Source organism: Acidovorax sp. (genome assembly GCF_046314175.1).
In the GTDB taxonomy this organism is placed as follows: Bacteria; Pseudomonadota; Gammaproteobacteria; order Burkholderiales; family Burkholderiaceae_C; genus Acidovorax.
This window is the reverse complement of the sequence record NZ_JBKBXG010000053.1, coordinates 1-23118: the sequence shown is the minus strand read 5'-3', so window position 1 is coordinate 23118 and position 23118 is coordinate 1. Positions and strand designations below refer to the sequence as shown.

Below are 23118 nucleotides of genomic sequence, written 5' to 3'. Positions count from 1 at the left end.
AGGGGCTAAAAATTAGGTCATTTTGGCCTCTAGCGCTTATCCATCAAGCGCCAGCAGCTATCAAAAAAGTATTTTTCAGCACACACACCCTACAACAACTCCACGCCTTTCAACGTCACAAAACTCGTCTCGCGCGTCACCTGCACAAAGTCCTGCAGATAAGGCTTTGCCGACAGGCCGGGCAAGCTGGCGGCGTGCAGTTCGCCGCGCAGGCCCTGAGCGCCAGGCCCCACCCCAATCGGCCGGGCCGTCACATACCCCCGGTCCAGGTAACTCTGCACCGCCCACAGCGGCAGCGCGGCCACGCCGCGCCCGCTGGCCACCAGTTGCAGCATGGCCACCGTGAGCTCGGTGGTGCGGCGCGGGGGGCGCACACCGGCGGGCTCCAGCACCTGGCGGATCAGGTCGAGCATCTCGTCGGGTACGGGGTAGGTGATGATGGTCTGGTCGGCAAAGTCCTGCGCCACCAAATACGGCTTGGCCACCAGCGGGTGCGTGTTGGCCAGCAGCGCGCGGATTTCAAAGCCAAAGAGCGCGTGGTAGTCCACGCCCGCCTCGTCGGCATCCACCTCCGACACGATGGCCACATCGGCCCGGCCCTGGTGCAGCAGGCCCACGGGGTCGGCGTGAAAGCCGCTCACGATGTCCAGCTCCACCTCGGGCCAGCGGGTGCGGAAGGCGTCCATGGCGGGCATCAGCCAGTCAAAGCAGGTGTGGCATTCCACCGCAATGCGCATCTGCCCGCCCTGCCCCAGCACCAGGCGGGCAATGTCGCGCTCGGCCCCTTCCACCTGCGGCAGCACGGCGTCGGCCAGGGCCAGCAGGCGTTCGCCCACGGCGGTGAACTGCGGCGGAACGGACTTGCGCTCGAACAGCGGCTGGCCGTAACGGTCTTCCAGCAGCTTGATCTGGTGCGACAGCGCCGACTGCGTGAGGTTGAGCAACTGCGCGGCCCGCACCAGGCTACCGCTGTCGCGCAGGGCCACCAGCGTGCGCAGGTGGCGCACTTCCAGAATCGACTGGTTCATTATTAATTTTCAAGTTGATCGACTAAAACTTTCGTTTGAATAATAAACGAGCCCGCGCGACCATCGGTGCCTTCAATGTTTTGCTCCATTCAGAAGAAGGAAATCACCATGTCACTCGCCGCCCCATCCCCTCGCCGCCCCGTGCTGACGCACACCCTGGGCTTTCCGCGCATGGGGGCGCACCGCGCGCTGAAATTCGCACTCGAATCCTTCTGGCGCGGTGACAGTACCGAGGCCGAGCTGCAGGCCACCGCCGCCCAGCTGCGCCAACAGCACTGGCAGGCACAGGCCGATGCAGGCCTGGGCTATGTGACGGTGGGCGACTTTGCGCTGTACGACCATGTGGCCAACCACATCCAGCTGCTGGGCTGCGAGCCCGCCCGCTTTGGCTTTGACGACCACACCCCTGAGCTGGCCCGCTACTTTGCGATGGCACGGGGCGTGTCGGCAAAAGCCGCCTCAGCCCATGCAGGCTGCAGCGCGGGCTGCAACGCAGCGCACACCCCCACACACACCACCGCAGGCCAGCCCGCGCTGGAAATGACCAAGTGGTTTGACACCAACTACCACTACCTCGTGCCCGAGTTCAGCGCCCACACCCAGTTCCAGCTGGCCAGCGAGCGCCTGTTTGCCGAAGTGGCCGAAGCCCAGGCGCTGGGCCACCGCGTCAAGGCCGTGCTGCTGGGGCCGCTGAGCTTTTTGTGGCTGGGCAAATCCAAAACGGCAGGTTTTGACCGCTTCAGCCTGCTGGAGAAACTGCTGCCCGTGTACGAAGCCGTGCTGGCGCGCCTGAAGGCCCAGGGCGTGGAATGGGTGCAGATCGACGAGCCCATCTTGGGCCTGGACCTGCCCGATGCCTGGCGCCATGCGTTTGAGCCCAGCTACTGGCAACTGGCGCGCAGCGCGCCCAAGCTGCTGCTGGCCACCTACTTCTCCCCCCTGGCCGAGAACCTGCGCCTGGCCTGCCAGTTGCCCGTGGCGGGCCTGCATGTGGATGCCGTGCGTGCGCCCGACGATCTGGTGGGCGTGGCGGACTGGCTGCCCTCGCACAAGGTGCTGTCGGTGGGCATCGTGGACGGCCGCAACATCTGGCGCACCGATCTGGACGCGGCCTTGGCCAAGCTGCGCCCGGTGGCTGACAAGCACCAGGGCGAGCTGTGGCTGGCACCGTCGTGCTCGCTGCTGCATGTGCCGTGCAGCTTGCAGGCGGAAGACAAGCTCGATGCCGAAGTGAAATCCTGGCTGGCGTTTGCCGTGGAAAAACTCGATGAACTGCGTGTACTTTCCACCGCCTTGGCCCAAGGCGAGGATGCAGTGGATGACGAACTGCACGCCGCCCGCAGCGCCCTTGCCGCGCGCCGCGCCAGCCCGCGTGTGCACCGCGCCACCGTGGCCGCCCGCATTGCCGCCGCCGCACCGGGCGCCGACCAGCGCGCCAGCGCCTTCCCTGCCCGGCAAAAGGCCCAGCGTGCGCGGCTCAAGCTGCCGCTGCTGCCCACCACCACCATCGGCTCGTTCCCGCAGACGGCGGAGATACGCGCCGCACGCGCTGCCTTCAAGCGCGGGGCACTCGATGCCGCCCACTACCAGCAGAAGATGGAAGCCGAAATCGAATTGGCCGTGCGCAAGCAAGAAGCGCTGGGCATTGACGTGCTGGTGCACGGCGAGGCCGAGCGCAATGACATGGTCGAATACTTTGGCGAGCAGCTCGACGGCTTTGCCTTCACCGCCAACGGCTGGGTGCAAAGCTATGGCTCGCGCTGCGTGAAGCCGCCCATCATTTACGGCGACGTGGCCCGCCCTGCGCCCATGACGGTGGGCTGGACGCAGTACGCGCAAAGCCTCACCGCCAAACCCATGAAGGGCATGCTCACAGGCCCCATCACCATCCTGCAGTGGAGCTTTGTGCGCGACGACCAGCCGCGCGCCACCACGGCCGACCAGATCGCCTGGGCGATCCGCAACGAGGTGTGCGACCTGGAGGCAGCCGGCATCGCCATCATCCAGATCGACGAGCCCGCTATCCGCGAGGGCCTGCCGTTGCGCCGTGCAGGGTGGAAGAGCTACCTCGACCGTGCCACCCGCGCCTTCCGCATCAGCGCCAGCGGCGTGCGCAACGACACGCAGATCCACACCCACATGTGCTACAGCGAGTTCAACGACATCCTGCCCGCCATCGCGGCCATGGACGCCGATGTGATCACGATTGAAACGAGCCGATCGGACATGGAGTTGCTACAGGGTTTTGGGGACTTCAAGTACCCCAACGAGATCGGCCCCGGCGTGTACGACATCCACTCGCCCCGCGTGCCCAGCGTGCAGGAGATGGCCGCGCTGCTGGAAAAAGCCGCCGAGGTGGTGCCCGTGGAGCACCTATGGGTGAACCCCGACTGCGGCCTCAAGACCCGGGGCTGGCCCGAGACCGAGGCCGCCTTGCGCCACATGGTGCAGGCGGCGCAGGAGGTGCGCGAGCGGCTGCTGGAGGAAGCGGCCCTGGCCTGAGTTTTACCGGGTTGGCACGAAGCCGACGTGACCGTGTAGAAATACCCCCGTGGACCTGGCTTTGGCGGGCCACCGGGTGCGTACTCCTTCCAAGGGGCGTAGAGCAGAGCGACTCAAGGGTGCACTGCTGTTCTCGGCGCTCACAGCCAAGGGCACCTAAACATCCATCGCCGCAGTCTGCAGTGGCAAACCGTTGCCCATGCCGCCAGCACATGGGCGGGCCGCCCGCCGTGCATTGCACCCACGACATGTCCGCCACCGCATGCACGCCACCGCCATGCCATCGGTCAAGTTCCCCGCCCAGTCGATGGACCAAGCCCTGTAGGCCTCGCAGCCCATGCGTCGCTATATTCATAAAGCGTCGCGCGCTCCTTTTTTAATACCAAGCAGGGTTCTCTCCAGACTCCGTGAGCCCCCCATCCCACAACGCGTGTCGGAAAACCCTGACCGCCCTGCGGGCGCAACACCTTCGGGCTGCGCACTGGTTGCACCCAACAATGCATTCACCGCAACACACAACAAGGAAACACCATGTCGCTCTCCCTGATTCTCCTGATCGTTCTGATCCTCATCCTGGTCGGCGCGCTGCCCACCTGGGGCCACAGCCGTTCGTGGGGCTACGGACCCAGCGGCGGTATTGGTCTGGTGGTGCTGATCCTGGTGGTGCTGCTGCTGATGGGCAGGATATAACTCCCGCCCTCAGCGCCTGCGCTGAGCGTTGACGGCAAGCCAGTTACGGCATACGTCGTAACGCAAAGCTTGCGACGCAGCCACCCCGGCTGCCGCCGATGCACAAAAAGACCAACGGCCCTTCACGGGCCGTTGGTCTTTTTTGATGGGGCTTCTGTGCGGGGTTGGCTATGCCACGCCGGACCGCTTACCGGCCGTGACGAAAGCGGTGGCAAAGGCAGCAAACTCTTTGGCCGCCACGGTGCCGTCTGCATTGCCGCTGCTGCCGCGGTCCATCAACTGCATCACGGCCTGCGAAAAGTCTGAGTCGGCCGGGGTGCTCGGTGTGCCCTTCGTTTTGGCCAGGCCTTTAAGGAACTCGTCCTGCGAAATCGCCCCGTCTTTGTTTGCATCAAACCCGGCCGTCAGCTGCGCCTTTTGGGCATCGTCAGCGCCGAAGCGGGTCAATATCTCCTGAAAATCCTGGGTAGACACCGGGCGGCCGGACAACGCGGCAGAAACGGCGTTGGCCGCGCCACCGCCCGCGCTGCGCGCCACGGCACCCAGGGCGTTTTCCACCTTGCCCTGCGACACCATGATGCCCTTGCCCGCAAAACCGGCCATCGCCTCTGCCTGTGGGCTGAGGGTGACCACCGCAGACGGCTCGGGCTCTGCATCCGCCTCACTGCGCCGCGATGCTGCCGATTTGGCTGGGCCGCTGGGCGCTGCGTTGAAGATCATCGAAGCGGCTGAAGCAAGAACAGAGATGAGAGCGGACATGGCAAGGGCTCCTGTGCGGCGACGTTTTCGGCTGGGTTGCAAGCAAGCAGCAACCTCAATGGCGTAGCGCCGCTGGCTTTGTTCAATGACACAAGGGTATTCGTTGTGGCTCAAGTGAATGCCCCCATAACCATGGCCTTGCGCCACCAGTTCGGCCTATGGCGCTTCGCAGCACAAGCCCCCCCCCGACGTCGCCAAACCCAAACAGTCGGCAATTGCAGCGAGGACTGTCGTCATTCGCAACGATAATGCGCAGCATGCATATGTTTCGCACCTCGTCACTGCTGGCCCGCCTGATCCTGGCGTGGTTTGTGTTGACGGTGGGTGTGGCCATCGCATCGCCCCTGGTTCACCCCCAGGCCATGGAGTTGGTCTGCACTGCCGGAGGCGCCGTCAAACTGGTGGTGTTGGGCGACGATGATGATGGCGCCATGGACAGCAGCCACCACACGCTGGACTGCCCAGCATGCCTGCATTTCACCGTTCCGGCGCCGCACGAGCACACCTCGGCACATCATCCGCAGCCTCTGGCACATGCACTGCAGCCGGCAGTAGCTGCCACCATTGCCGCCCTTGTCGGCGCGCCCCTGCCCCCTCGCGGGCCCCCAGCACTCGTTTCCTGAACTCCGGCAGCGCCGCACCGCGGCACCCCTGAGCGCTTTGTGCGCCGCTGCCAAGAGCTTTCCGTTCTGCACCCTTTCGCGCCTGACGGCATGCAGCCTGCCCCCTTTCTGCGGGCGGGCGTACCAAGCGTGGATCGGAGTGCATTGCTGTGCGTTGTAGCTTGCTACGAGCACACCCCTTGTTCCGGAACAACAGGATTTCGACGTGTCTCATTCACCATCGGCCAGCAAAGACTCATCACTGCCGCCTCACAGCGGCCTCTTCATCGCAGCCTTCGTCTGCGTGCACATCGCCGCTTTGGGTGTTGCGTACGCGGCCGCTGCGCTTACCGCACAACGCCATGAACTGCCCGCCGGTGCCTACGGCCACCAGGCCGTGCATCACCTGGGTCGCATGACACTGGTGCCACTGCCGTCGCACACAACCCAGCAGGTCCGCTAGCGCAGCGCCTTTCCCCCACGCCACTGCCCTGTCCGCTGTGTCTGATAGTTCCTCGCACTCGTCAGCCCGCCGTATTGCGCGGTGGCTGATTGCATTGATGGTGCTCGCCAGCCTGCATTCGGCGCTGGCGGCGACGTTGGTGCTGCTCAAAGGACCTGGCGGTTCCGCGATGGTCGAAGTGTGCACCAACCAGGGCGTGCGCTGGGTCAGCGTTCAGGCCACCCAGGGCGACCAGATCGATGCCGACACGACGGCGCAGGAGGCACCTTTGTTGTCCAGTGGGGCCGATGGCACGCCCCACTGCCCCTTGTGCCGTTTTGTGGGCGACGTCGCGCCAGACCTTTCGCGCAGCGAACTTCGGTTTGCACCGCCCCTGCGTTACACGGCCCGGCCCACTGCAACACCGCCAGTGCGCAGCCCCGCTGCCAGGGTGGTGCTGAACTCACCGCCACGCGCGCCGCCATCGCCCCTGTGCTGACTTCCCGTTGTCGTGCAGACGCCACCCATGGGCCTGCGCGTGACCAACGCTTTCTTAGAACAAGGCCGCTTAGCGGGTCTTGCCTCCCACCTTGCCGGGTGATGCCCTCCACACACAGCGGGCCGCCCGACCTATTGAAGAAATTGTCATGACTCATTCATTCAACACCAGCGCACCCAACCGCCTCGCTTCTGCCCTGGCCCTGGCATTGGCTGTCCCCCTCGTTTTAACGGCCTGCGGCGGCGGCGGCAGCGACACCGCAACGCCCGCCCCCACGGGGCCACAAAGCATCACCATCGACTTTGCTGCCAAGGCCGGCACGCAAGACGTGAAATGCGGCACCGCAATCACCGGCCTGGGCAACGGCAAGGTATCGGCACAACTGCACGACCTGCGCTTTTACGTGAGCAACGTTGCACTGGTAAACGACAAGGACGAATCCGTGTCCGTCGCGCTGGACGTCAATGACTGGCAAACCAAGGAAGTCGCACTGATCGACCTGGAAGACGGTACCGGCGCGTGCGCCGACGCAGGCACCAAGGCCATGAACCTGCAGATCAAAGGCACTGTGCCCGCAGGCACATACAAGGGCGTCAAGCTCACTATCGGTGTTCCGTCCAGCCTGAACCACACCGACTACGCCGTCGCCACCAAGCCCATGGACGTGCAGGCCATGGCATGGTCGTGGCAAGCAGGCCGCAAGTTCGCGCAGATCGAGGTCAACCCTGTGGGCGGTGTCGTGCGCCCTGCACCTGCAGCACCTGGCAGCACTTTCTACGTGCACTTGGGCTCCACGGGCTGCACGGGCAACCCGGTGACGGGCGAGACCGTGAGCTGCGCACGTCCCAACCGCATGGACTTCAGCTTCGGCAGTTTCAATACCGCCACGCAGAAGGTGGTAGTGGACCTGGCCGCACTCTATACGGGCACCAACCTCAACCAAGACCTGGGCAGTGCACCGGGCTGCATGTCGGGCGCTACCGATCCGGAGTGCGATGCCATCTACAAGGTATTGAAGCTGGACCTCGTCACCGGCAAGCCGATCAACAGCGGCAGCGGCCAGACCCTTTTCCGCGCTGAGGCCAAGTAACCATGAAGCAACACCATTCGCTCAAGCGGATGGCAGCCTGGGCCGCTGGCCTGGTCAGTCTGTCCGGGGCCCTGGCCCTGGGCGGCTGTGGCGGAGGGGGAACTTCCGTCAGCGACAACTCGGGCAGCAGCGCAAGCTGGTCCTGGGTTCTGCCATCCTTCTTCCCCACCCCCAAGGTGCCCGAGGCCAACCCTATCACCGAAGCCAAGGTAGACCTGGGCCGCTTCCTCTTCTACGACCGCCGCCTGTCTGGCAACGGCACGCAGGCCTGCGCCAGCTGCCACCACCAGGACAAGGCCTTCACCGATGGGCTGACCACCTCTCTCGGCTCCACCGGCCAGCACCACCCGCGCAATGCCCAGGGGCTGGCCAACGTGGTCTACAACGCCACGCTGACCTGGGCCAACCCCTCGCTGGTGACGCTGGAAAAGCAGATGGAGACGCCGCTGTTCGGCACCGACCCTATAGAGATGGGCGTGAACGACGGCAACAAGGACGAGATCCTTGGACGTCTGGCGGCCGACACGGCCTACAAAGACAAGTTTGCCAAAGCCTACCCCGGCCAGGGCAGCCCCATCACCTGGGGCAACGCCATACACGCCATCGCATCCTTCCAGCGCACCATCCTGTCGGGCAATAGCCCGTACGACCAGTACCTGCAAGGCAAGGCGCAACTGCCCCCGGCGGCCGAGCGCGGCATGAACTTGTTCTTTGGCGAAAAGGCCGAGTGCTTTCATTGCCACAGCAGCTTCAACTTCAACGACCAGATCGTGCATGCGGGCAGCCGCATCGTGGAGACGCCGTTTCACAACACGGGCCTGTACAACATCGGCGGCACGGGCGCGTTCCCCGAGCCCAATCGCGGCGTGTACGAGCTGACCCAGCAGGTGAAAGACATGGGCAAGTTCCGCGCGCCCAGCCTGCGCAACGTGGAGGTCACCGGCCCCTACATGCACGACGGCACCATCGCCACGCTGGAAGAGGTGCTGGACTTTTATGCCGCAGGCGGTCGCAACATCACCTCGGGCCCGCATGCAGGGGACGGCCGCGCAAACCCGAACAAGAACGACTTCATCAACCAGATCAACCTCACGGCCCAGGAGCGCGCGGACATCGTGGCCTTCCTGAAAACGCTGACGGACCACGATCTGCTCACCAACCCCAAGCTGTCCGACCCGTTCGCGGCGGCAGGAGCGAAATAGATGGCGCACCTCGTATCCACCTTTGCAGATGCAGCGTGGCCGCTGCAGGCACGCGCCTGTGCTGTAGCAGCGGCCACGCTGTGCATGCTCTCGCTGGCCCCGGCACTGGCGCACGACGCCAGCGATGCAAGCATTCCGGCCACGCCCGGCCTGCAAATCAACGCCGCAGCCGCCGTGGGCTACCAGCACGCCAGCCAGCCCGTGCCCGCACCGCGCCTGACAGGCGTGCTGGGCCTGGGCGACACCCCCTCCGACCGGCGTGGCTGGGCGCTGGAGCACGGCACGCTGGGCGGCGGCGTACGCCTTACGCCCCTGCTAGGCGCCACCGTCAGTTTTGGCAAACATGGCAGCGAGCGCGCCCACACCGAGGTGGCGTGGGTAGAGACCCGCCCGTCGGCGGACTCTGACTTCACCCTGGGCGCTGGCCGCAACCGCATGCCTCTGGGCCCCGTAATCGGCAACGCGGGTCACCTGGACCGCTTTGGCCAGATGCCGCTCATCAAACGCGCAGCCTTCAACGGCGACTGGATTGAAGACGGTGTGAATCTGTCCTGGCGCCCGCATCTGCAAGGCGCTTTCGAGTGGTTGCGGGGCATCGACGCCGGGCTGTGGCGCGCGCGCCGCTTTCCAGGCAGCGAAAACGCAGCCTGGGCACCCACCGTGCGCGCCCGAGCGGCGGGGCCTGTCTGGGGCAACGCAGGCAACTGGGGCGATTGGGAGGCCGACGCCTTCTACAGCCGCCTGGAGCCCCAAGGGCGCGGCGCCTACGTGCAGCGCAGCAACAGCGGTCACATCCACACCGCGCCCCAGTGCAGCGCCAGCCTGCGCGACATCACCTGCTTTGATGGCACGGTGGACCTGGTGGGTGCCAGCGCCAGCTGGGCCACGCCGCTCCCAGGCGTGCGCCTGACGGCGGCAGGCGTGCTGCGCAACGAGCGCGGAAACCTGTACTCGCAAAACGGAGACACCCGTTACAAGGGTCGCACCAGCGGTGGCTGGCTGGAAGCGCTGTGGCAACCCACCACGCAGTGGGACCTGGCCGTGCGCCAGGAATGGCTGCGCAGCACCCACCGCCTGGACGGCCCCGGCGCCACGCTGGTGGCCACCGACGCGAACCTGCTGCCCTACCACCCGTCGCGCCGTTTCACCGCCATGCTGGGCTGGCGCCCCCACGCCAACTGGCTGCTGGCACTGGAAGCGGGTCGCGAGCACATTGCAGGCAAAGGCAACACCGTGGTGGCGCTGCGCGTGCTTTTCACACCCGGCCCTCTGCTCGAAAGAAGCTGGTGATGCACCACACAACCCCATCCCACAAGGAGATTCACACCATGCAAAGGACCCCAACCCTGATGCGTCGCAACATGCTGCAGGCCGCAACGGCCCTTGCCCTGTGCGGCGCCAGCATTGTCACCACCGCCCACGCCCATGACTTCCGTGCGGGCCAGCTGGTCATCGACCACCCCTACGCCACCCCCTCGCTGACGGGCACGCCAAACGGGGCCGCGTACTTTCGCAGTATCCGAAACCGGGGAACTGCACCCGACCGGCTGGTGAGCGCCAGCACGGCGGTGGCCGAGCGTGTGGAACTGCATGAGATGACCACCGAGGGCAACATCATGCGCATGCGCGAAGTCCCCGCCATCGACCTGCCCGCTGGGCAGGAAGTGCAGCTGCGACACGGGCAGCGGTATCACCTGATGCTGATCAACCTGCGCCAGCCACTGAAGGTGGGCGACCGGTTTGACCTGACGCTGAAATTTGAGAAAGCGGGCGAGACGACGGTGAAGGCATGGGTGCAGCAGCCCAGGGCGGGCTCTTCACAGTCCACCCACGCCGATCACAAGCACTGAGCTTCAGCGCAGCTCAATACGCTCTGTCTTGTTGCCACCTACCGCAATGGATGAGGCGCGGCAACGACCAGACAGGCCCACGGTTTCCGCCCGCCCCGCAAGGAGTTTTTGCGACCGCCGCCAGCGCATGCAGGGCACCTCCAAGGTGCTGGCGGGGATATGGCGCATCGACTCTGGCGGGCGGTTTTTTGGCAATGCCTGTTGCGTCCAGCGTGCCATGCGCACGTTCAGCGCCCAAAGTAGCTATCGGTACCCAGCCCCAAAGGCCACAAACTCCCCCACCAGTTGCCCCACAGGCTGCCCCTGGTAGTGCAAGGTAGACGCCTGCGCGATGCGCCCCAGCCCCTTGCGCTGCAGCATGCGCGTGAAAGGCTGCCACACCGCTGCCGCAGGCGCCTGGGCCGCCGCGGTGAAGGTGCCGTCGATGGGCGCCAGGTAGTCCATTGTGTTGCGCTGAATCACCAGGCGACTGCCCAGCCCCTCGGCCGACAGCCGCAGGTGCAGCATCGACCAGGCCGCCAATATGGCCACGGCCGATGCGCTGCCGCCAAACACGGTGTCGCGGTGGTTGATGTTGGGCGCCAGCGGCGCGCTCAGCACCACCTGGCGGGGCGATGCCTCGACCACGGTGACATCCATGGCCTGGGACAACGGGATGTGCTGGTGCAGATAGGCTTGCAGTGCTTGCAGTGCTTGCAGGGTCAAGGGAACTCCTGATATCGATGTCTATAGAGGGGGCTGCGCCTCTGAACAAACTGGTCTGGCAGCGTAGCTAGCCCACGGCGTCAGTTGGCAAGGGCTCATCGCGGTGCACGATGTGCAGCACGTCCTTTGGCCCCTGCACCAGCAAGCCACACAAATATTCGCGCAGAAAGGCGGGCCGGATGTCCAGGTGGTCAACCTCATCCCCAGTGAACCACGCAAACGTCAATCTGCGCGAGCCCTCAGCGCCGTCATACGGCCCCTCGGTCAACACCAGCGGGTTGCCAGGCAAGGGACTGGCATGCAAATACAGCCCGATCTCGTGGTACGCCACGCCCGCATAACTGAAGAAGTTCTCGGCCACCACCGCCAGGGCACCTACGAAAAACGGGGCCCCCAGGTCCCCGCCCAATTCTTCATGCAGTTCGCGCGCTACCGCTTGTGCAGCGCTTTCGCCGGGCTCGATAGCTCCACCCGGCAAGGCCCAAAAGGTGTCACCGTCCAACTGATGCAGCAACACCCGCCCGCTCTGCGTGATGAGGGCTGCGGCGCGCTGGCGCACGCGCAAAAATGGACGGTTCTTGACGAGGTCGGCAGATGACATGGTGGATCACACAGAGTCAGGGGTACTGAGCGTAGGCTCGCCCCAATCCTAACCATGCGCACCTTGCGGCATGCACCTTTCACCAATCAAGTAGCGCCCGTCGCAGCCAGCTGGGTGGACCCCACTCTGGCCCGCTCACTGGGACTGGATGCACGGCACCACCGCCCGTATGCTTGTACCGCCAGCGTGCCGTTCCTGCACAAACAGTTCCCCACCTGCAAGACGCGCCCTGCGCGACATTCCCGCTATTCCGTAACCCGCTGAAGCCACGCCCTCTGGTTTGTGCACGGGTGGGATGCCAGTTCCGTTGTCGCTGATTTCCAAACACCAGCATCCGTCGCTCTCCATGTTTTTGGCGCTCACCGCTATCTCGGTCGCATTGGCGTGTTGAAGCGCATTGCTGAGGGCCTCCTGAACAATGGCCACAAGGTGCGCTGCACCGTCAGGGTGCACAAAGAGTTTGCATTGCGGGGCCTGTACATCCCAAAGAATCCGAATTCCCCGCTGCGCCAGAACAGGCTCCATGCGGTAGCGCAACTGCGCCAGACGAAGTTCAATCGGAGCCTCCGCGCCGTCCATGGAGTCCACCAGCAATCGGAGATCCAGCATGCCTTGCTCAAGCACTGTATGAATCGCGCGGTCACGGGGATTGGCAAGGTCCAGCATGGCCAGCGCGCTGATCAGTTGCGATCCCACGCTGTCATGCAGGTCTCCGGCAATGCGGCGCCGCTCCTCCATGACCTCTGCACTGACACGCACGTTCAGCCTGGGGCGCCACTGCAGGGCCCTGGGCAGTTGCACCAGCAACAAGCCGCCCAGGGCCAAGGAGGCGGCCACCGCGGCCAGTTCCCACCAGCGTTGCATGGATGGCCCCACCGCTCCGATCCAATGGAATGACACCGTGATGAGCACCAACTGCAGCGCCCAGATGCCAACGCATGCCAATGCAAACAACGGAGGGCGGGTGCGGAACACAGCGCTACCTATGGTTGCGTTGCAACGTGTGAGGACAGATTTCTCAGCCTTTGGCCAAGACTGCTAGAACAACCCCCTGAGCGAAGCAAACCGCACCGCTTGCGCACGTGTGCGTACCTGCAGTTTGCGGTAGATATTGCGCAGGTGGGTGTTGACGGTCATGCCACTGATGAGAAGCCGTGAACCCACTTCATCACTGGTGTAGCCGCTTGCCACCATACGCAAGATTTCCTTCTCGCGCGCAGTCAGTTGTTCAGCCTCATCGGGCTTGCGCCGTTTGGACTCTGGCGACTGGACGCGATCAAAACGCTGAAGGAGACGGCGCGCAATATTGGGCGTGATGGCGGCCCCCCCGTTAGCCACCTGCAGCACAGCCTGCGTGTAATTCTGAAACCATGAGTTCTTAGCCAAATAGCCACTGGCTCCGAGCTCAAACGCACGAATGACCTGCTCATCGTTCTCTATTACCGACATGACAACCGCTTGTACAGAGGGGCGGATAGGTCGGAGATATTCCAGCAAGGAAAAGGCGTCACCATCTCCGAGGTTCAGGTCTACCAGCAGCACATCAAACTCGTGCTGTCGAATGGCTTTGCGGCCTTCGCGAACGCTGCTGGCCTGCGCGACCAGCAGCGTCCGGGGGTCCGCCATCAGCTCCTGAGCAATGACGAGCCGAATGTGCGGGTCGTCATCGACCAGCAGGACGCGCACGGGGTTGGTCTTTTGCCCTGTCAGAAAGTCGGGCCATACGGAGGGCGGGTTGTCAAATGTGTCGAACTGGCCGGAAGACCATTGCGACGCGGCGCCAGTGTTCGCTACAGAAAATGGACTCGCAGCCGACGGTATGACCGACACAAGCTCCGAGTGCTGGATGTTATTCACTGTCAAACTCCTCCGGGCCCCGCCCGCTGTCACGAAAAACGTTTCAGACCTTGAATTCAGACCATGAATCGAGCCCTGAGCGAGACATGGTTCCATCGGCTCAGACCTTATCTCTCGACGCCCATCAGCCGACCTGGAGGCTGAACGATGCCCCGGAAAGCGATTTAAATCTATAACTAAATGTCAACGACACAAATTTAACAATTAGTTACTACCTGGTTTTTATAACTTTTCGGCAGGCCTTGAAATGCCCGTTGACACCGGTTTCAGCCAGGCGTCAATGGGCTTTTCTTCGCGCAGCTCGTCACATCAAGCTAGTCAGCACGCGGTATTCACCTGTTACGCATCCCCAAAGACACTGAACCCGACAGCGCACAACGGCCCCGGCACTTTGAAAGCGTCATGGCCGCAAAGCACCGTCCAACCGCTGCACCGCAGATTCGCTGCGGCCGCAGTACCTGTCGAAGTTCAACATTGAAGGATCTGTCATGAAAACCCTCGCTTTCATCGCTCTCAGCGTTATCGCCTCTGCAGCAATGGCCACCGGTCCCGTGGCTTCCAGTCCGGACATCACCATTACCGGGACTTCCACCCAGACGGCGTCCCTGACGTCCGTGGCGGTGAACAACAACTCCACAGGCTCCAAGAGCGAAGCGTTCCAGAACCTGGCCACCAACACGGGCAACGTCACCATTGGCGGAACCTCGACGCAGACAGTGACCGGGTTTGGCGGAAACGTGACCAACACAGCCAGCGGCGGCGACGCGTACGCCAGCCAGAACCTGTCGTCCAACGTTGGCGACGTGACCATCAGCGGCAAATCCACCCAGTTCACGGCCATGATCTATTCGTCGGTCAACAACATGTCCAGCGGCGGCAACAGCAAGGCGGTGCAGAACATTGCGACGAACAATGCCTGCTTTACCTGCCAGCCCACCAAGACAGTCGGCTGGCCCTACTGAGATAACCACCACAGCGGTGTAAAGACCGAACACGGTTTGACCCGGCAGCTTCGGTTGCCCCGATCAATCTGCCCAGAGGAGCACCTGCGTGACTGCCACGCGCAGTCCAGGTGCGGCCCTCTTCTACCCCTTTCAGGAGGTGTCTCATGAACACACGTTTACTGGTGTGCTGCACAAGCTTTGCGCTGCTTTTTGGGCTCCCTGCAGGGCCAGCCTGGTCCCAGGCACCCGGAGAAGACCCGGTCGTCCTCACCAAAAACCCCGCGCTTCAGATGCAGCCTACGGCCCCCGCCGCTGCGTCAACCGGCCTGGACAACAGCAATGTGATGCCGTCCTGGCTGCGCGCACGCATTGCGCGCTACGAGGCCAAGGCCTTCTCTGATGACACGTCGGGCGTGCTGACCAACAACGACGTGGTTACTACCGCCAACGCGCAAGGCATGCAAAAGACGTGCGTCCAGGAGGTGGGCAGCACCACGGTGTCCAGCAATGCGACCGGGTCGGCCAAATACGGCACGAACAAGGCGCCCCAGGTCGTCGTACTGCGCGGCGACCTCGTCAACATCTGCAAATAAGTCCAGAACACCGTTGCATTGCCGGCAGGAGAAAAAATGTTTCCCACCCCTCCTCGCTTGGCGCCACACCAACATACCGAGACGCGCACAGGCAAGTGGCATGCGTCGCTCTGCATGCTGTTGCTGGCCACTATGTTGGCACTGGTCGGTTGCGCTACCCCCATGGACCCCCGCAAGGACCGTGAATTTCAAAGCCGCGCGTCCATCACGGACCGCCCAGTGGTGCGCCCCACCCGCTCCATCTCCAGCTTTTCAGACTCGCTGATGTGCATGGATCACATGCTGCGCGATGCACAGCTGCCCACCACCCTGATCACCAGCAAGCAGATTCCGGACTACTCCAGCCGCGTGGCGGTGGCAGCCAAAGACATGGTGATCACCGCGCTGTCGCAGATGTCACGCCTGAGCAACGCGTTCCGATATGTGGACTACGAAGTGGACATTGCGCGGCAAGACACGGTGCAAAACCTGACCACCATACTGCTCAATAACAACCAGATGCAGCTGCAGCGGCCAGCGCTGTATCTGTCGGGCGCGATCTCTTTTGTGGACCAGAACGTCATCAGCAACCGCTTCGATACCGGCCTGTCGGGCCCGCGGGTCGACCTGGGCTTCAGCCAGAGCCGCAACGCCACCATCATTGGCCTGGAGATGCATCTGGGGGACTTTCGCACCCGCACGCTGATCCCTGGCCTCGACTCAGCCAATGAAGTCATTGTGGGCGGCGGCGGGCAAGGCCTGGACCTTGCCGGCCGAATCGGAACCTATGGCGTGCAATTCAACATTGGCCGTGACTACACCCAGGGCTCGGGCGGCGCAGTGCGCACGCTGGTGGACCTGGCCACCATCGAGCTCGTTGGCAAATGGGCCCGCGTGCCGTACTGGCAGTGCCTGACGCTGGAGCAGAACCATCCGGATTTTCAGCGGCAGCTGCGCGACTGGTTTGACGAAGGCTCGCCCGCCGTGCGCACGCAACTCGTCGCGCGCTCACTCACCAGCCAGGGCTATCTGGCACCCAGCCCCACTCCGGTGCCCGACGACAGTGTTCCCTTGCGCAAGGCGCTGGCCCGCTTTCAGGCCGACAAAGGCATGGTGGTGACGGGGGTGGTGGACTTCCCCACCTACGAAAGAGCGCTGCGCAACTTTGTAAGCCTGTCTGCCGACGGCACCTTGGCCCGGATCGGATGGGAAAGCACGCACGCCGAACCGGTGGCTACGGAGCCAGAGGCGCCTGCCACCGTCGCGGCATCGCAACCCTCTGGCGGCGCTTCAACGGCGGCGGCGGCGGGTATGCCCCAAGAACTGCGATACGGGGCCGCACCCGTAGAACGCACCATCAGCTTGCAGATAGAAAACGTGCTGCTGGATCGCACAGCGTTTGATGTGGGCGAGCAGATCTTTCTGTCCGCAACCGTGTCGCGCGCGTCTTATCTTCAGTGCTATCTGGCGGATGCCATAGGCACAGTCATACGCCTTATCCCCAACAAGGCCAATCCGACAGGCTGGGTCTCTGCCAACCAGGCCATCCGGATCCCTGACTGGATGAGCCCGAACCCTGGCTTCATCATGGATGCGGCCAGCCCCGGAACCGAAGGCGTTGCCTGCTTTGCCAGCGACGAAGACAGCACGCCCAAGCTGCCGGAAGAGCTGCGTGGACCGCCGCTCAAAGCCCTGAAGAACTACCACGCACTGGAGCGGGTGAACGAGGCCTTTGCCGCCGCCCTGGGCACCCAGGGCTACACGGGCAACGCGGTGTACTGGAATGTTGTGCCCCGCCGCGCAGTGCCGCCCAGCACGGCTCAACCGCCCGTGCGCAAGTAGTTGGCTACAAATGTTGCGCCGTCGGCACCCAAGCACCCCCTGACCGCTATGACCTGCGCCGTCGCACCGCTCATCCCAGCCAGACTGCCGACGACACGGCAATGGGGCCGCGCCGCTGCGCTGGTACTGGCGGGCATTCACTGCGCGGCTGTGCCAGCGCTGGCCTCCGTGCATGCGGTGCAGCCGCCGCCCGAAAACCCCATTGAACGCTCGTCCCTGGCTGGCGGCTCGCCGCGCATCTCAGGGCCCGATGACCCAGCCAGGGAGAAGATCTTGCAGACACTACGCAGAGCAGCACAACGTGATGAGAGTGCACCGCGCAAGCCCCGGCCCTCCGCAGGTCGCGCGACTGCAGACATGCCTCCCGCAGATGCGGCGTGGTTGCTGGGCTTGCTGGCCCTGCATGGCCTGGCCATGCCCACTGACCTTCCACAGGCCCAGCATTGGTTTGAGCTTGCACAAATGCTGGGGCACCCCCTGGCGCCTGCCGGCCTGGCGTGGTGCCAGCTTGTGGGATGCGTCGGGCCGCCCAATCCCACAGCGGCTTTGCACTGGATTGCCCTGGTGCGCCGCGCAGACTATGGGCTTGCCAAGTATCTGGAATGGCATGCCTCCAAGGCGCTGGCACCATTGGTCGACCCTAAAACAGATCCGCCAGGTCGGGACGCTGGCGCGCTGGCTCCACCTTCCAGCCCGGCCCTGCAAAAACTGCTGGTAGAAGCCAGCCGCGCAGGCAATGCGCAGGCCAGTAATGAACTGGGGCTGGAGTATTTGGCAGCAGGCAACCTGGAACAGGCGCTTGCCGAGTTCAACGCCGCGTCTTCACGGTCCGAGGCCGCCGCTGCCAACGCCAACCTGCTCATTAGCCGCATCAAAAGCGGCCCCATCACCCGCGACCGGTTTGCGCGCTACAGCGCCGCAGACTGGTATGCACAGGCGCGGCGTTACCACCGTGGCGACGGCGTGCCGGCCAACTACACCGAAGCCGTCCGCCTGTATCAGATTGCCGCGGCAGGCGGCGACCCCCATGCCCGCCGGATGCTGGCGATGATTTTCTCGCGCCCGTCGCCGGACGGCACCATAGACGTCGCCTGGATGCAGCAACTCGCAGCCATTGAGCTCAGCGCCACCGGCTTGCCCCAGGGCGCAGCAGCATCCGCGTTGCCTCAGAGCTGGCACCGCGACCCCAGCCCTCTGTATGGCGCAGTGCCTCAAGAATGGAGATCCACCGCAACGGCGCCAAGGCAGTGATGCGCGTGGTTCTGTCCGTGCTGCTCAAGCTGCCGCGACAATCGGAATCAGTAAGAAAATGCCTTCCAGCGCTTATCAATAAACACTTTATTGCTATATATAAAATAGCACGCAGCTCAAATGCCATCAGGCCCCTGGGGCAACAGCAGCGCCTGCTGCGCAGCCACCGCCTCGCGCAAAAACGCCCAGGTGGCCTGCATGCGCGCCACATGCTTGTTGTCACCCGGCATCGACATCCAAAAGGTACGCTGAAACCGCGCCACGCCGGGCAGCACCGGCACCAGCGACGGGTCTTGCGCCGCCACAAACGCGGGCAGCACTGCCAGCCCTGCCCCCACGCGCGCGGCTTCGTACTGCGCCAGGATGCTGGTGCTGCGCAGCGCAAAGTGCGCGGGACGGTGCAGTTCGTCCAATATCTGCAGCTCCTTGCTGAACAGCAGGTCGTCCACATAGCTGATGAAGGTGTGTCCGCGCAGGTCATCCGCCGTGTGGATAGGCGCGTGGCGCTGCAGGTAGCTGCGCGCGCCATACAGCTGCAGCACATAGTCGGTGAGCTTGACCACCACCACCGCGCCGCGCGCCGGGCGCTCCAGCGATATGACGATGTCCGCCTCGCGCCGCGACAGGTGTACCAGGCGCGGCAGGGCCAGCAGGTCCACCACCAGGCCGGGGTGGTCCAGCGCAAACCGGGCCAGCTGCGGCGCGAGGATCAGGTTGCCAAAACCCTCGGTGGTGCCAATGCGCACCAGGCCGTGCAGGCCCTGGCGCACGCCGGGTGCGGCGTTTTCGACCGCCAGAAAGGCAGCCTCCATGGCCTCAACCTGGGGCAGCAGCGCGCGCCCGGCTTCGGTCAGCCGGTGGCCGCCCGCCTCGCGCGCAAACAGGGCCGAACCGACCTGCTTTTCAAGTGCCTGCAGGCGCCGCGCCACCGTGGTGTGGTCCACGGCCAGGCGGCGCGCGGCGCCCACCAGCGTGCCAGCGCGGGCCAGTTCCAGAAAGTAGCGCAGGTTGTCCCAGTCCATGGGCGGTCCTTTGGCGTTGTAGCAATGACATAGAGCAAGGGATGGATGTGCATTTTTGCAAACCCCATGCGCAGCATTGTCTATTGTGCTGACAATTCTGCACAGCTACCATGGCGCAGTTCGGGGCAGTGCTGCATGCTCAGCGGCCCCTCGCCGCCCCCCGTCATCGACACATCTATCAGGAGACAAACCCCATGAACGCACCCACCTCTTCGGCCGTACTGGCCCCCACCGTCAAGCTGCTGATCGGCGGCCAGTTCGTCGAATCCAAGACCACCGAATGGCGCGACGTGGTCAACCCCGCCACGCAAGAGGTGCTGGCCCGCGTGCCGTTTGCCACCGCTGAAGAAATCGACGCAGCCGTAGCCTCCGCCAAGGAAGCGTTCAAGACCTGGAAGAAGACGCCCATCGGCACCCGCGCCCGCATCTTCCTCAAGTACCAGCAGCTGATCCGCGAAAACATGGGCGAACTGGCTGCCATCCTCACGGCAGAGCAAGGCAAGACCTTGCCGGACGCCGAAGGTGATGTGTTCCGTGGCCTGGAAGTGGTGGAGCACGCCGCCAGCATCGGCAACCTGCAATTGGGTGAGCTGGCCAACAACGTGGCCGGTGGCGTGGACACCTACACCCTGCTGCAGCCCCTGGGCGTGTGCGCCGGCATCACGCCGTTCAACTTCCCCGCCATGATCCCGCTGTGGATGTTCCCCATGGCCATTGCCACGGGCAACACCTTTGTGCTTAAGCCCTCCGAGCAAGACCCCATGGTGACCATGCGCCTGTGCGAACTGGCGCTTGAAGCGGGCATTCCACCCGGCGTGCTCAACGTGATCCACGGCGGCGAAATGGCTGTGAACGCGATCTGCGACCACAAGGACATCAAGGCCGTGTCGTTTGTGGGCTCCACCAAGGTGGGCACGCATGTGTACAACCGCGCCACCCTGGCCGGCAAGCGTGCGCAATGCATGATGGGCGCCAAGAACCACGCCATCATCCTGCCCGACGCGAACAAGGAACAAACCCTCAACGCGATTGCCGGTGCCTCGTTTGGCGCTGCGGGCCAGCGCTGCATGGCCCTGCCCGTGGTGGTGCTGGTGGGCGAGGCGCAAAAGTGGATCCCTGAGCTGGTGGCCAAGGCCAAGACGCTCAAGGTCAACGGCGGCACCGAAAAGGGCACCGATGTGGGCCCACTGGTGTCCTGCGCTGCCCTCGCCCGCGTGGAAGGCCTGATCGAACGCGGCATTGCCGACGGCGCCACGCTGGAGCTGGACGGCCGCAAGCCCGTTGTGCCCGGCTATGAAAAGGGCAACTTTGTGGGCCCAACGATCTTCTCGAACGTGAAGCCCGGCATGGCCATTTACGACCAGGAAATCTTTGGCCCCGTGCTGGCCCTGGTGCCCGCAGCAGACATTGATGAAGCCATCGAATTCATCAACAGCAACCCCAACGGTAATGGCACCGCCATCTTCACGCAGTCGGGCGCTGCAGCGCGCAAGTTCCAGGAAGAGATTGACGTGGGCCAGGTCGGCATCAACGTGCCAATCCCTGTGCCGGTGCCGCTGTTCTCGTTCTCCGGTTCGCGTGCGTCCAAGCTGGGTGACCTGGGCCCTTACGGCAAGCAAGTCATCATGTTCTACACGCAGACCAAGACGGTGACGGCCCGCTGGTTTGATGACAGCACGGTGAGCCAGGGCGTCAACACCACCATCAGCTTGAAGTAAAGCATTCCAAGCCCCCCTGACCCTGAACGGCTGCGCCGCTTCCCCCACAGGGGCGCCCGTTTTTGGGGTGCAGTGGTAAAAGCGGCACATGCAAATTTTCAAACTGAAGAATTGGGTGTCGACGGTGGCATTGAGCGCGGGCGCCGTGGGTGCGTTGCTGCTGAGCCCAGGCGTTTACGCCCAGGCAGGAGCCGCATGCCGCGACGTGGGCACGCTGGACGGGACCAATGCCTGCGCGGTCAAGGCCTACCAGGCTGCGGACACGCAGATCGCCATCCTGTACGGCGACGTAATGCGCGCCCTGTCGGCCCACGAACGCCCCCAGCTGCGGCAAGAGCACACGGCCTGGCAGCGCGACCGCGTCACGCGCTGCAAGCAGGCCACCCGCGCCAGCGAGTCAGAACCCGAGTGGCCGCGCCTGTACCACGAGTGCCTGACCGCAGAGACAGAGAACCGCCGCAGGGGCCTGATGCGCTGGCTGACACTGGACCACCCGTCTGCCAAGCCCTGAGCACCTGGAAGAGCACAACAACAAGAGACACCGAGACAGAACACCATGGACTTTGAGCTCACCGAAGAACAACGCGCCTTTGCCCAGACGGCCCGCGACTTTGCACTGGCCGAGTTCGCGCCCCACGCGGCGCTGTGGGACGCTGAAGCCATCTTCCCCAAAGAAGCCATTGCCAAGGCCGGCGAGCTGGGTTTTTGTGGCCTGTATGCGCCCGAGAATGCAGGTGGCCTCGCCCTGCCCCGCCTGGACGCCACGCTGGTCTTCGAGGAAATGGCCGCCATCGACCCCAGCACCACCGCCTTCATCACCATCCACAACATGGCCACCTGGATGCTGGGCACCTGGGCCACGCCCGCCGTGCGCGACCATTGGGGCCCGCTGCTGACCACGGGCGAAAAGCTCGCCAGCTACTGCCTGACCGAGCCCGGTGCGGGCTCTGACGCCGCCTCGCTCAAAACCCGCGCCGAGCTGGTGGGCAACCAATACATCATCAACGGCAGCAAAGCCTTCATCAGCGGCGCAGGTGCCACCGACGTGCTGGTGCTGATGGCTCGCACCGGCGATGCAGCATCGGGCGCAAGCGGCATCAGCGCCTTTGTGGTGCCCGCAGACGCCGCAGGCATCACCTACGGCAAAAAAGAACACAAGATGGGCTGGAACAGCCAGCCCACGCGCACCATCAGCTTTGACAACGTGCGCATCCCCGCCGACCACCTGCTGGGCCAGGAGGGCGAAGGCTTCAAGATCGCCATGAAAGGCCTGGACGGCGGCCGTATCAACATCGCCACCTGCTCGGTGGGCGCGGCGCAAGGCGCGCTCAACGCCGCGCAGCAGTACATGCAAGACCGCAAGCAGTTTGGCAAACCCATCGCCAGCTTTCAGGCCCTGCAGTTCAAGCTGGCCGACATGGCGACCGAGCTGGTCGCCGCGCGCCAGATGGTGCGCCTGGCTGCCAGCAAGCTCGACGCTGGCGCCCGCGATGCATCGACCTACTGCGCCATGGCCAAGCGCTTTGCCACCGACGTGGGCTTTACCGTGTGCAACGAGGCGCTGCAACTTCACGGCGGCTACGGCTACATCCGCGAATACCCGCTGGAGCGCCTGGTGCGTGACTCCCGCGTGCACCAGATCCTGGAAGGCACGAACGAAATCATGCGCGTCATCATTGCGCGGCGCATGCTGGATGGGGATGCCACGGAGGTGATTCGCTGAGCGTTTACTCCTGTTTTCATAGCTGCTAGCGCTTATCCAACGGGCGGTAACGGCCAATTTCCCTCATGAAATACCTATCTCAGACAGGAACATCAGCCTGTGCACCCGCAGCGGCGCCGGGGGTTACCCCCTCTCCCCTCGCGGGAGAGGGTTGGGGAGAGGGGGCCTTCACCCGCGCCACGCCCGTTTCACCCCCTCTCCCCGGCCCTCTCCCACAAG

At 64.0% G+C, this 23118-nt stretch carries 24 protein-coding genes; 16 read left to right on the top strand and 8 right to left on the bottom strand.

Translation table 11 applies throughout. From position 1 onward, the window contains the following. Positions 1-89 precede the first annotated feature (89 nt). Positions 90-1028 carry a LysR substrate-binding domain-containing protein gene (locus ACK4OE_RS15835; protein ID WP_409885892.1) on the bottom strand — a complete coding sequence of 313 codons (939 nt, stop codon included), beginning with the start codon at positions 1026-1028 and terminating at the stop codon, positions 90-92. 108 nt (positions 1029-1136) lie between these two features. Here ACK4OE_RS15835 and metE point away from each other — a divergent pair, with 108 nt between their 5' ends. Beyond that, on the top strand, positions 1137-3530 hold the full coding sequence (gene metE / locus ACK4OE_RS15830) for a 5-methyltetrahydropteroyltriglutamate--homocysteine S-methyltransferase (protein ID WP_409885890.1): 2394 nt from the start codon (positions 1137-1139) through the stop codon (positions 3528-3530). A gap of 531 nt (positions 3531-4061) precedes the next feature. After that, entirely contained in the window at positions 4062-4220 is a 159-nt protein-coding gene (locus ACK4OE_RS15825) for a DUF3309 family protein (RefSeq protein ID WP_082516826.1), read from the top strand. A gap of 168 nt (positions 4221-4388) precedes the next feature. Here ACK4OE_RS15825 and ACK4OE_RS15820 read toward each other — a convergent pair whose 3' ends face one another. Continuing rightward, entirely contained in the window at positions 4389-4979 is a 591-nt protein-coding gene (locus tag ACK4OE_RS15820; protein ID WP_409885888.1) for a hypothetical protein, read from the bottom strand. A 257-nt stretch (positions 4980-5236) separates the two neighbouring features. Between ACK4OE_RS15820 and ACK4OE_RS15815 the strand changes: the two genes are divergently transcribed. The 7 genes from ACK4OE_RS15815 (at position 5237) to ACK4OE_RS15785 (ending at position 10664) form a co-directional block, all read left to right on the top strand. Further along, on the top strand, positions 5237-5602 hold the full coding sequence (locus tag ACK4OE_RS15815) for a DUF2946 domain-containing protein (protein ID WP_409885886.1): 366 nt from the start codon (positions 5237-5239) through the stop codon (positions 5600-5602). Positions 5603-5807: 205 nt separating this feature from the next. Then, positions 5808-6044: a hypothetical protein gene (locus tag ACK4OE_RS15810; RefSeq protein WP_409885884.1), complete on the top strand. Its 237-nt coding sequence runs from the start codon at positions 5808-5810 to the stop codon at positions 6042-6044. Between the two features lie 37 nt (positions 6045-6081). Beyond that, positions 6082-6522 (top strand): DUF2946 family protein, encoded by a 441-nt coding sequence (locus ACK4OE_RS15805; protein WP_409885882.1) that lies wholly within the window; start codon positions 6082-6084, stop codon positions 6520-6522. A 148-nt stretch (positions 6523-6670) separates the two neighbouring features. After that, positions 6671-7612, top strand: a complete 942-nt coding sequence (locus ACK4OE_RS15800) for an MbnP family copper-binding protein (RefSeq protein ID WP_409885880.1) — start codon at positions 6671-6673, stop codon at positions 7610-7612. Between the two features lie 2 nt (positions 7613-7614). Then, positions 7615-8814, top strand: a complete 1200-nt coding sequence (locus tag ACK4OE_RS15795) for an MbnH family di-heme enzyme (RefSeq protein WP_409885878.1) — start codon at positions 7615-7617, stop codon at positions 8812-8814. Then, the gene (locus ACK4OE_RS15790; protein ID WP_409885876.1) at positions 8815-10104 is read left to right on the top strand and encodes a hypothetical protein; all 1290 of its coding nucleotides are present in this window, start codon (positions 8815-8817) and stop codon (positions 10102-10104) included. A gap of 38 nt (positions 10105-10142) precedes the next feature. After that, positions 10143-10664 carry a copper chaperone PCu(A)C gene (locus ACK4OE_RS15785; protein WP_409885875.1) on the top strand — a complete coding sequence of 174 codons (522 nt, stop codon included), beginning with the start codon at positions 10143-10145 and terminating at the stop codon, positions 10662-10664. Positions 10665-10667: 3 nt separating this feature from the next. Here the strand turns inward: ACK4OE_RS15785 and ACK4OE_RS15780 are convergent, their stop codons facing one another. The 5 genes from ACK4OE_RS15780 to ACK4OE_RS15760 form a co-directional block, all read right to left on the bottom strand. After that, a complete protein-coding gene (locus tag ACK4OE_RS15780; RefSeq protein ID WP_409885872.1) occupies positions 10668-10883 on the bottom strand; it encodes a hypothetical protein in 216 nt (71 codons plus the stop codon). Positions 10884-10907: 24 nt separating this feature from the next. Then, positions 10908-11369: a YiiD C-terminal domain-containing protein gene (locus ACK4OE_RS15775; protein WP_409885870.1), complete on the bottom strand. Its 462-nt coding sequence runs from the start codon at positions 11367-11369 to the stop codon at positions 10908-10910. Positions 11370-11436: 67 nt separating this feature from the next. Next, complete coding sequence (locus tag ACK4OE_RS15770) at positions 11437-11970, bottom strand: NUDIX hydrolase (RefSeq protein ID WP_409885869.1); 534 nt, start codon at positions 11968-11970, stop codon at positions 11437-11439. 135 nt (positions 11971-12105) lie between these two features. Continuing rightward, positions 12106-12945: a sensor histidine kinase gene (locus ACK4OE_RS15765; protein ID WP_409885867.1), complete on the bottom strand. Its 840-nt coding sequence runs from the start codon at positions 12943-12945 to the stop codon at positions 12106-12108. Positions 12946-13008: 63 nt separating this feature from the next. Beyond that, entirely contained in the window at positions 13009-13680 is a 672-nt protein-coding gene (locus ACK4OE_RS15760; RefSeq protein ID WP_409885920.1) for a LuxR C-terminal-related transcriptional regulator, read from the bottom strand. Positions 13681-14315: 635 nt separating this feature from the next. On the opposite strand from ACK4OE_RS15760, the gene ACK4OE_RS15755 reads away from it, so the two are divergent. From ACK4OE_RS15755 to ACK4OE_RS15740, 4 genes are all read left to right on the top strand, one after another. Next, a complete protein-coding gene (locus tag ACK4OE_RS15755) occupies positions 14316-14789 on the top strand; it encodes a hypothetical protein (protein WP_409885865.1) in 474 nt (157 codons plus the stop codon). Between the two features lie 146 nt (positions 14790-14935). Continuing rightward, positions 14936-15364 carry a hypothetical protein gene (locus ACK4OE_RS15750; RefSeq protein WP_409885863.1) on the top strand — a complete coding sequence of 143 codons (429 nt, stop codon included), beginning with the start codon at positions 14936-14938 and terminating at the stop codon, positions 15362-15364. Positions 15365-15526: 162 nt separating this feature from the next. After that, positions 15527-17185 carry a DUF4384 domain-containing protein gene (locus ACK4OE_RS15745; RefSeq protein WP_409885861.1) on the top strand — a complete coding sequence of 553 codons (1659 nt, stop codon included), beginning with the start codon at positions 15527-15529 and terminating at the stop codon, positions 17183-17185. 48 nt (positions 17186-17233) lie between these two features. After that, the gene (locus ACK4OE_RS15740; RefSeq protein ID WP_409885859.1) at positions 17234-18436 is read left to right on the top strand and encodes a hypothetical protein; all 1203 of its coding nucleotides are present in this window, start codon (positions 17234-17236) and stop codon (positions 18434-18436) included. Between the two features lie 116 nt (positions 18437-18552). Here ACK4OE_RS15740 and ACK4OE_RS15735 read toward each other — a convergent pair whose 3' ends face one another. After that, the gene (locus ACK4OE_RS15735) at positions 18553-19458 is read right to left on the bottom strand and encodes a LysR family transcriptional regulator (RefSeq protein ID WP_409885857.1); all 906 of its coding nucleotides are present in this window, start codon (positions 19456-19458) and stop codon (positions 18553-18555) included. A 194-nt stretch (positions 19459-19652) separates the two neighbouring features. Between ACK4OE_RS15735 and ACK4OE_RS15730 the strand changes: the two genes are divergently transcribed. The 3 genes from ACK4OE_RS15730 to ACK4OE_RS15720 all read left to right on the top strand — a co-directional run bounded on the left by ACK4OE_RS15730 (position 19653) and on the right by ACK4OE_RS15720 (position 22899). Beyond that, positions 19653-21176 carry a CoA-acylating methylmalonate-semialdehyde dehydrogenase gene (locus ACK4OE_RS15730; RefSeq protein ID WP_409885855.1) on the top strand — a complete coding sequence of 508 codons (1524 nt, stop codon included), beginning with the start codon at positions 19653-19655 and terminating at the stop codon, positions 21174-21176. Positions 21177-21264: 88 nt separating this feature from the next. After that, positions 21265-21687: a lysozyme inhibitor LprI family protein gene (locus ACK4OE_RS15725; RefSeq protein ID WP_409885853.1), complete on the top strand. Its 423-nt coding sequence runs from the start codon at positions 21265-21267 to the stop codon at positions 21685-21687. A gap of 45 nt (positions 21688-21732) precedes the next feature. Next, positions 21733-22899, top strand: coding sequence for an acyl-CoA dehydrogenase family protein (locus tag ACK4OE_RS15720; RefSeq protein ID WP_409885851.1), 1167 nt, complete (start codon positions 21733-21735; stop codon positions 22897-22899). Positions 22900-23118: the final 219 nt, after the last annotated feature.

Bases quoted from the DNA above. Each gene is read 5' to 3' on its own strand.
- ACK4OE_RS15785 (WP_409885875.1), top strand. From the start codon at position 10,143: ATGCAAAGGACCCCAACCCTGATGCGTCGCAACATGCTGCAGGCCGCA.
- ACK4OE_RS15820 (WP_409885888.1), bottom strand. From the start codon at position 4,979: ATGTCCGCTCTCATCTCTGTTCTTGCTTCAGCCGCTTCGATGATCTTC.
- ACK4OE_RS15795 (WP_409885878.1), top strand. From the start codon at position 7,615: ATGAAGCAACACCATTCGCTCAAGCGGATGGCAGCCTGGGCCGCTGGC.
- ACK4OE_RS15800 (WP_409885880.1), top strand. From the start codon at position 6,671: ATGACTCATTCATTCAACACCAGCGCACCCAACCGCCTCGCTTCTGCC.
- ACK4OE_RS15750 (WP_409885863.1), top strand. From the start codon at position 14,936: ATGAACACACGTTTACTGGTGTGCTGCACAAGCTTTGCGCTGCTTTTT.
- ACK4OE_RS15770 (WP_409885869.1), bottom strand. From the start codon at position 11,970: ATGTCATCTGCCGACCTCGTCAAGAACCGTCCATTTTTGCGCGTGCGC.
- ACK4OE_RS15730 (WP_409885855.1), top strand. From the start codon at position 19,653: ATGAACGCACCCACCTCTTCGGCCGTACTGGCCCCCACCGTCAAGCTG.
- ACK4OE_RS15790 (WP_409885876.1), top strand. From the start codon at position 8,815: ATGGCGCACCTCGTATCCACCTTTGCAGATGCAGCGTGGCCGCTGCAG.
- metE (WP_409885890.1), top strand. From the start codon at position 1,137: ATGTCACTCGCCGCCCCATCCCCTCGCCGCCCCGTGCTGACGCACACC.
- ACK4OE_RS15725 (WP_409885853.1), top strand. From the start codon at position 21,265: ATGCAAATTTTCAAACTGAAGAATTGGGTGTCGACGGTGGCATTGAGC.
- ACK4OE_RS15815 (WP_409885886.1), top strand. From the start codon at position 5,237: ATGCATATGTTTCGCACCTCGTCACTGCTGGCCCGCCTGATCCTGGCG.
- ACK4OE_RS15735 (WP_409885857.1), bottom strand. From the start codon at position 19,458: ATGGACTGGGACAACCTGCGCTACTTTCTGGAACTGGCCCGCGCTGGC.
- ACK4OE_RS15720 (WP_409885851.1), top strand. From the start codon at position 21,733: ATGGACTTTGAGCTCACCGAAGAACAACGCGCCTTTGCCCAGACGGCC.
- ACK4OE_RS15825 (WP_082516826.1), top strand. From the start codon at position 4,062: ATGTCGCTCTCCCTGATTCTCCTGATCGTTCTGATCCTCATCCTGGTC.
- ACK4OE_RS15780 (WP_409885872.1), bottom strand. From the start codon at position 10,883: ATGGCACGCTGGACGCAACAGGCATTGCCAAAAAACCGCCCGCCAGAG.
- ACK4OE_RS15740 (WP_409885859.1), top strand. From the start codon at position 17,234: ATGACCTGCGCCGTCGCACCGCTCATCCCAGCCAGACTGCCGACGACA.
- ACK4OE_RS15755 (WP_409885865.1), top strand. From the start codon at position 14,316: ATGAAAACCCTCGCTTTCATCGCTCTCAGCGTTATCGCCTCTGCAGCA.
- ACK4OE_RS15835 (WP_409885892.1), bottom strand. From the start codon at position 1,028: ATGAACCAGTCGATTCTGGAAGTGCGCCACCTGCGCACGCTGGTGGCC.
- ACK4OE_RS15745 (WP_409885861.1), top strand. From the start codon at position 15,527: ATGGACCCCCGCAAGGACCGTGAATTTCAAAGCCGCGCGTCCATCACG.